The following is a 6,158-nucleotide window of genomic DNA, read 5'->3' on the forward strand; positions in this document are numbered from 1 at the left end:
TTGGCCGTTAGTCCCATCACCCGCTTTATGCGCGCAGCCACTTATTTCAGCGCTCGGCCCTGTTCCAAAGGCTTTGAAGCCTTTTGGGCCTTCAGCGCTTGTGCAGCAAGCGCCACCAGCTATCATGCTTGCAGCGCTGCGCCGCTTTCGTGGCCCAGCGCTTTTGCGTGGGTTGTGCCCGTCTTCAAGTCAGGGCGCCCCTTTTTGGCCTTCGGGTCTAACTCTGCCGTCAAGCGGACCCGCATTCTGCGGGCCGCTTACCTTGGCCGTTAGACTTTTGGGCGGCGCGAATCTTGCTGCCCAAAGGCTTGCATTTACGGAGCAAAAAATGAGCACTCACCGCGTGTATAAGTCCCATGAATTCATGCAGCCAGCCGAGAAAGAACCAATACGGTCTGTTGTTGTTGAATCTTCGCATTCAGTTATCGTGGCTTGGCATGTGGAGCCCGGCCAAACTATTGCGCCACATATTCACCCCGACGGACAAGATACATGGACCATCCTTTCAGGGGAAGGTCAATATCAAATTGACGAGCAAGGCAACACCGTTGCAATTGTTCCGGGGGATATCGTAGTTGCAAACAAAGGGCAGGTGCACGGTGTTCTTTGCACCAGCGTTGGCCCACTTCGGTTCATTTCAGTGGTTGCGCCTTTGGATGCTGGTTATGAACCGCTATCAGCAAAAACATAGGGGATATCAAGTGCAACAAGCTGCCTCCGCTCCCCAGCCTAACTGTTTGGTCAAGCTGACGCCAACAGGCTCCGCCTGTTGGTACCCTCCGCTTCGCTCCGGCGCAGCTTACCGCGGGCGTTAGTCCCATCACCCGTTTCATGCGCGCAGCCACCTGTTCCAGCGCTCCGCCCTGTTCCAAAGGCTTTGAAGCCTTTTGGGCCTCCAGCGCTTGTGCAGCAAGCGCCACGAGCTATCATTTTTGCAGCGCTGCGCCGCTTCCGTGGCCCAGCGCTTTTTCGTGGGCTGCGCCCGTCTTCAAGTCCGGGCGCTCCCTGTTGGCCTTCGGGTCTAACTCTGCGGTCAAGCGGACCCGCATTCTGCGGGCCGCTTACCTTGGCCGTTAAACAGAGGGGATCTCAGCAAATGTCTGACGCAGAATGGAGCGTTGCCGATGCCGCCGTGAAAGGCGTTATAACGGTCGTTTTCCTATATCTCGTATTTGCAGTCTGCCGCTGGGTATGGCGAACACTTATACGTGGTGTACGCGCCGCACAACGACACGCGCCAACGGCTCTTGAGAACACGGCCAAAGTTGCAGGCAAAGCCACAAAAGAAGCATCTACCTTGGCGAGCAAACTCAAAAAGGCCTTCGATGAGGGTCGAAAGTAGTGCCTTGGGAAGGCTGGGTCTAACCCAGCGCTCAAGCGGACTGCCTACGGCAGCCGCTTAGCTTTATCGTTAGTCGCTATAGGGGAAGTATTGTGGCCGATCATCTTCAGAAATCTCGTCGTCAAGTTCTCGTCAGGCTTGAGAGCATCCTCGGCAACGCCTGCTACAACGCAAACATCCAAAACTATGGCCCTGGCGGCATACGGGAAGCCGAAGGTCGCAGCTTTCGTTATCCACTAACTCTGCGGCTATCCGATGGCTCTAAGCAAAAGGTTAGCTCCGGCACCATTCCTGACTCCGTCTCAGACGACGCTCTACGTAGTGGCTACTATGCTTTTGGCGCCAACCAACTCGACGTAATTTCCGCACTTGATCGCATGCTCAAATATCTCGAGCAACATCATGACCTTGTCATTGCCAACGGTGGCTAACAGTTCGTTCAATGCAACGGCTTAGCTGCCGCTTAAATCCAACTCCAGAACATTACCTTAACATAATTTATTTATGAGCTTGAGTATTGAATGGTTCGCAGCAAGTGATCAACGGAACAAAATGAGAGACGCCAACGGCGTCTCCATTGAGGAAGCAGAGGGAGACTTGGCATTCAACAGTTCATCAGCCTATCCGGTCGCCGAAGAAACTGCCAGATGGATTTACAAAAACTGGAGTCTCGAGAAAATTTTTCAACTCTCTCCAAGCGCGCGACAAACGCTACTAAGGATCATAGAAGATCAATTAAAAAATTCAACACAAAGACAAACCTAATATCAACGCGCGATCCAATCGCAAAACTCAATGTCATTAAAAATAATTATCATCCCCCTTCTTGCCTTGAACCTCCATTTTAGCTACGCCCAGACAATAGCCCTAGAAAAAGTTCACCGAACAGGGTTCGATCCATTTTTCTCTTCAACAAAAGATGGAGAGTACCAAGTAAGCTTTGATGGAGAGGTTGTAAATCTGAGCAAAAAATCAGATAGCGTAATCACTTGCAGAATAAAAAGCAACACTCGCAGCTTGATAGAAGACGAAAAGGGTAAATTGCACAAACCACGCATTTTAGAAGCATCATGCCCTGAATTAACGGATTTAATGATTATTGAAGATATAAAAGGGGGCGTGCATATGTCATTAAATAGATTCATGGATGGCATGCGATATAGAAGTTCTCTTGAGAAATTGAAGTCCAAAAACTAATACACCCCATTTTGGCCACATCATGGCCTAACTTGTCGCTCAAGCCGATTCGCCTTCGGCGAACGGCTTACCTTAGGCGTTAGACCGCATGTACAACACCGACATTCTTCTCAACGATTTTGCTATTCGGTCATTCCGAGATGTAGCCGACTGCGACTACATTGCAGCTCGCTTATCTTTCCGTGCGCAGCTCGTGCCGCAGTTTCTTTGGCAGAGCCTCCAGGCGATTGAGAAGTATCTGAAGTGCATCCTCGTTCTGAATCGAATCAAAGCTCCAAGGAGTCACGATCTATCGAAGCTTCTCGACGCTTTCGAGCAGTCGAAGAAGTTTGAGGTTCGCCTATCCCCAGACACGCACAAGTTCCTTCAGTACCTGGATACGTATGGCCGTTTTCGGTACTACGAGACACCGTACTACTCCATGGGAGACGAGCTGTTCCGCTTGGATACGGCGGTCTGGGAGCTCAGGCGCTATGCGCGCGTTCTTGACTACAACGTGAAGCCTCCCGGCGGTACAGAGGTCAACTTGCTAGCGCTTGAGCTCAAGCGGAATGAACGAGCAGAAACCAAGGCACCGCAGGAGTTTTCCATCATGGGTGGTCACTTGGAGAAAGTGCTTGCCAAGTCGGATCATCCCAGCAGGGCAGGCTTGGTTTGGCACAACCTGAAGTTCGGAAAGCGGCGCAGAACTTCCGTCAGCTACACGCGAACCTCTATGAGTGGAAACTCGCCGCTCTCACTGCATCCTGAAATTCTGGATGAAGTCCTTAAGTATGTCTTCCTGCCAAAGGACGTTGTTGAAGCCTACAGAAATGCGGTCTAACCAGTCGCTCAAGCCGACTCGCGTCGGCAGGCCGCCGCTCGCGGCTTAGCTTCAACGTTAGAAGTACTCGGAACCACACTGCCAACATCTAAGGGAGAGAAAAATGACAGATGTCCACCTGCCCGCCATTTCGGCGAACACACTGCCAGTCCTGGATCAGCTAACTAAAGCGCTCGGCATACCTCGCGAGATTCTTGCGTCTCAGTCTGAGATCGAAACGGCGTGGACGAATCTTCCGGGAATTCTCAAGAAAATTCCGCCAGCGCTTCGAACTGAAGGCATGGCGCGAATGTGCGTCGCGGTCGCATCCGGACTCTTTGACAGTGCCATCAATTACATCTGGAACTGTTCAATCATTGAACTCCGCGAGAAGGTCAAGCGGTTTGGGCTCAATGTCGTTGAACAGATCACGGGTAAGACCTCGTTCGACGAGCAGGCCCTCCTCGACCTAAAAGACGCTGAACTGCTGAGTCTCTGCCTCAAGCTCAATCTGATTACAGAGGATGGTTACTTTTTCCTCGACCAATGCCGAGATATTCGAAACAACTTCTCTGCAGCTCATCCGGTCGTCGGAAAGATTGATGACCACGAATTCATCGGTTTTACAAACCGCTGCGCCAAGTACGCACTGGGCAATGAGCACAACCCGATCGGCGTCAATCTCTCCGCATTCATGGCGGCCATCAAAGGCGGAAAGTTCTCACCCGAACAAAAAGATCAGTGGGCGCATCGCATTCAGAAGACCCACGAAGCGCAGCAGTATCTGATTTTCGGTTCCCTTCACGGCATCTACAGCGACCCTGCGAGCAACGAAGAAGCCCGAGTGAACGCGCTGTCGGTGGCAGCAGATTTTGCGCCGCACTTCACTCCCAAAGCTCGATCAGATCTCATCAATCGTCATCACGATTACATAGCAAAGGGCGATGAGAAGCGCCACAAGGCATCGCAGCAGTTCTTCGAGAAGCTTGGAATGCTCGCCCTGCTTGGGGAGCATGAAGTCCATTCCTTGCTGTCAAACGCTTGCAAGCGCCTTCTTGCTGTTCATCAGTCGTTCGACAACTTCTATAACGAGCCTCCATTTGCTGAGCGATTGCTACAACTGTCTGGGCAAGTTGCAACACCTGACACCGTCAAGGATGAGCTTGTTGAGACTGTCGTGACATGCGCGACGGGAAACCCATACGGCGTTTCAAATGCGGCAATCCCTCACTATCACAAGATGATCAAGAGCTTCTCTCCGAGTGAAGTTGAAATCATGTTGAGTCTCCCTGGAAAGAAGGGAGTGCTAGCAGAGCGACTCAGGACACATGCAAGTTGCCGTACTCGCTTCAAAGCTCTGGTTCAGCTCATTGATGCATCTACCGTTCCGGCCAAGGCAGCCGCTGCATATACGCACTGGAGCAAATAGTTCTAACCCTTCCATCGAGGGGACAGCTTCCGGCGGGCTTCGCCCGCCTCCAGCTGCCCCTCATGTCAAACGTTAGCACCACTGAAACCCAGCTTTATTCAAGCCCATGTTTATTCAAACGGCATTCAGTTTCTCAAACGCTGTGCAGCGATGGGTTTGCCGTTTCTCCGGGCTTCGCCTGGTGGCGTTACGCTGGTTTGTGGTCTTTTTGGCCTCTAGGGCTTTCGCAGTAAGCGCTGGCAGCTATCATTTTCAAAGCGTTGTGCCGCCTCTGCACCACCGGCAGCCCCCCTGCAGGCAGATAGCGCCCCAATCCGCACCGCCTTGCCTCCCTCACGTCACACCCAAGGCCCTACCATCGGCCTTTGTTTTTGTCAGAGCTTTCTTCATGCGCGTTCTTTTTGCCCTGCTCACTTCGCTGGCCATCGCCCCCGCCGCCATGGCACAAGCCAAACCTGTCACCACCGCCAGTGGCTTGGTCTATGAATCGATCAAGGACGGCGCGGGCGAGTCGCCCAAGGCCACTGACACCGTGAAGGTGCATTACAAGGGCATGTTCCTGGATGGCAAGGAATTCGACAGCTCTTACAAGCGTGGTGAGCCCACCGAGTTTCCGCTGAACCGCGTCATTCCTTGCTGGACGGAAGGTGTGCAGCGCATGAAGCCGGGCGGCAAGGCCAAGCCGACCTGCCCTGCCAGCATTGCCTATGGCGAGCGTGGCGCGGGCGGGGTGATTCCGCCGAACACCACTTTGAACTTTGAGGTCGAGTTGATTTCTGTGAGGCGCTGAGCGGCAGTTGACTTCGCCCACATGGCCGGATGCACTTTGCAAGGCCTTGGTAGGTCCAGCCCGCACGGATATTGGTCGCCCCTACGTGCTGGAATTGAAGCACCAGCCGCAGTAAATGGGCAGCTGGCGCCGCCAAGCAAAAAGCCTCCCGTCTTTTGGTCGGGAGGCTTTTTGTTATGCCTTGCAGGCGGTGTGCCTTACACGTTGGTCACAAACTGCTCACGGGGGCGGCGTACCTTTTTCAGGTTCACCAGCCAGTCGCCTTCATCCGCGCGATAGCCCAGCGGCAGGATGGCCACGCTGCGCAGGCCCTTGGCGCGCAGGCCCAGGATTTCGTCGAGGGCGGCGGGGTCGAAGCCTTCCATGGGGGTGCTGTCCACTTCTTCAAAGGCGGCAGCAATGATGGAGGCGCTCATACCGATATAGGCTTGGCGGGCTGCGTGCTGGTGGTTCACTTCGGCACCGCGCTGGGGGTAGGTGCTCAGCAGCATGTTGCGGTAGTTTTCCCAGCCTTCGTTCTTGAAGCCACGCACCTCGTTGGTGTAGGGCGCGTTGAGAATCAACGGGAGTTGATAACCCCAGCTGCGAGATAGATCAT

Annotated in this window: 12 protein-coding genes; 11 read left to right on the forward strand and 1 reads right to left on the reverse strand. The window is 53.5% G+C overall.

What is annotated here, in order from left to right; genetic code table 11:
• The first annotated feature begins 27 nt into the window (after positions 1 to 27).
• From IHV84_RS19785 to IHV84_RS19825, 11 genes are all read left to right on the forward strand, one after another.
• Positions 28 to 273: a DUF1010 domain-containing protein gene (locus IHV84_RS19785; RefSeq protein ID WP_198848122.1), complete on the forward strand. Its 246-nt coding sequence runs from the start codon at positions 28 to 30 to the stop codon at positions 271 to 273.
• Positions 274 to 328: 55 nt separating this feature from the next.
• Positions 329 to 691, forward strand: coding sequence for a cupin domain-containing protein (locus IHV84_RS19790; RefSeq protein ID WP_013722854.1), 363 nt, complete (start codon positions 329 to 331; stop codon positions 689 to 691).
• Positions 692 to 831: 140 nt separating this feature from the next.
• Positions 832 to 1,077: a DUF1010 domain-containing protein gene (locus IHV84_RS19795; RefSeq protein WP_084002007.1), complete on the forward strand. Its 246-nt coding sequence runs from the start codon at positions 832 to 834 to the stop codon at positions 1,075 to 1,077.
• Positions 1,078 to 1,096: 19 nt separating this feature from the next.
• Positions 1,097 to 1,342, forward strand: coding sequence for a hypothetical protein (locus IHV84_RS20565; protein WP_233100150.1), 246 nt, complete (start codon positions 1,097 to 1,099; stop codon positions 1,340 to 1,342).
• A gap of 92 nt (positions 1,343 to 1,434) precedes the next feature.
• Complete coding sequence (locus IHV84_RS19800; RefSeq protein WP_198848123.1) at positions 1,435 to 1,773, forward strand: hypothetical protein; 339 nt, start codon at positions 1,435 to 1,437, stop codon at positions 1,771 to 1,773.
• Positions 1,774 to 1,846: 73 nt separating this feature from the next.
• A complete protein-coding gene (locus tag IHV84_RS19805) occupies positions 1,847 to 2,107 on the forward strand; it encodes a hypothetical protein (RefSeq protein ID WP_198848124.1) in 261 nt (86 codons plus the stop codon).
• 30 nt (positions 2,108 to 2,137) lie between these two features.
• Entirely contained in the window at positions 2,138 to 2,539 is a 402-nt protein-coding gene (locus IHV84_RS19810; protein WP_198848125.1) for a hypothetical protein, read from the forward strand.
• 11 nt (positions 2,540 to 2,550) lie between these two features.
• Complete coding sequence (locus tag IHV84_RS20840; RefSeq protein ID WP_370541326.1) at positions 2,551 to 2,622, forward strand: hypothetical protein; 72 nt, start codon at positions 2,551 to 2,553, stop codon at positions 2,620 to 2,622.
• A gap of 5 nt (positions 2,623 to 2,627) precedes the next feature.
• Positions 2,628 to 3,362 carry a HEPN domain-containing protein gene (locus tag IHV84_RS19815; RefSeq protein ID WP_198848126.1) on the forward strand — a complete coding sequence of 245 codons (735 nt, stop codon included), beginning with the start codon at positions 2,628 to 2,630 and terminating at the stop codon, positions 3,360 to 3,362.
• 103 nt (positions 3,363 to 3,465) lie between these two features.
• A complete protein-coding gene (locus tag IHV84_RS19820; protein WP_233100151.1) occupies positions 3,466 to 4,770 on the forward strand; it encodes a hypothetical protein in 1,305 nt (434 codons plus the stop codon).
• 388 nt (positions 4,771 to 5,158) lie between these two features.
• A complete protein-coding gene (locus IHV84_RS19825) occupies positions 5,159 to 5,560 on the forward strand; it encodes an FKBP-type peptidyl-prolyl cis-trans isomerase (protein WP_198848127.1) in 402 nt (133 codons plus the stop codon).
• A 197-nt stretch (positions 5,561 to 5,757) separates the two neighbouring features.
• Here IHV84_RS19825 and IHV84_RS19830 read toward each other — a convergent pair.
• The coding region (locus IHV84_RS19830; protein WP_198848128.1) for a nitroreductase family protein at positions 5,758 to 6,158 on the reverse strand (401 nt) is incomplete at its 5' end.

The sequence above is a fragment of the Acidovorax sp. IB03 genome (assembly GCF_016406015.1).
Taxonomy (GTDB): domain Bacteria; phylum Pseudomonadota; class Gammaproteobacteria; order Burkholderiales; family Burkholderiaceae_C; genus Acidovorax; species Acidovorax temperans.

Excerpts from the sequence above, each read along its gene's own strand:
- IHV84_RS20565 (WP_233100150.1), top strand. The coding sequence starts at position 1,097 with ATGTCTGACGCAGAATGGAGCGTTGCCGATGCCGCCGTGAAAGGCGTT.
- IHV84_RS19805 (WP_198848124.1), top strand. The coding sequence starts at position 1,847 with ATGAGCTTGAGTATTGAATGGTTCGCAGCAAGTGATCAACGGAACAAA.
- IHV84_RS19820 (WP_233100151.1), top strand. The coding sequence starts at position 3,466 with ATGACAGATGTCCACCTGCCCGCCATTTCGGCGAACACACTGCCAGTC.
- IHV84_RS19815 (WP_198848126.1), top strand. The coding sequence starts at position 2,628 with ATGTACAACACCGACATTCTTCTCAACGATTTTGCTATTCGGTCATTC.
- IHV84_RS19795 (WP_084002007.1), top strand. The coding sequence starts at position 832 with ATGCGCGCAGCCACCTGTTCCAGCGCTCCGCCCTGTTCCAAAGGCTTT.
- IHV84_RS19825 (WP_198848127.1), top strand. The coding sequence starts at position 5,159 with ATGCGCGTTCTTTTTGCCCTGCTCACTTCGCTGGCCATCGCCCCCGCC.
- IHV84_RS19790 (WP_013722854.1), top strand. The coding sequence starts at position 329 with ATGAGCACTCACCGCGTGTATAAGTCCCATGAATTCATGCAGCCAGCC.
- IHV84_RS19785 (WP_198848122.1), top strand. The coding sequence starts at position 28 with ATGCGCGCAGCCACTTATTTCAGCGCTCGGCCCTGTTCCAAAGGCTTT.
- IHV84_RS19810 (WP_198848125.1), top strand. The coding sequence starts at position 2,138 with ATGTCATTAAAAATAATTATCATCCCCCTTCTTGCCTTGAACCTCCAT.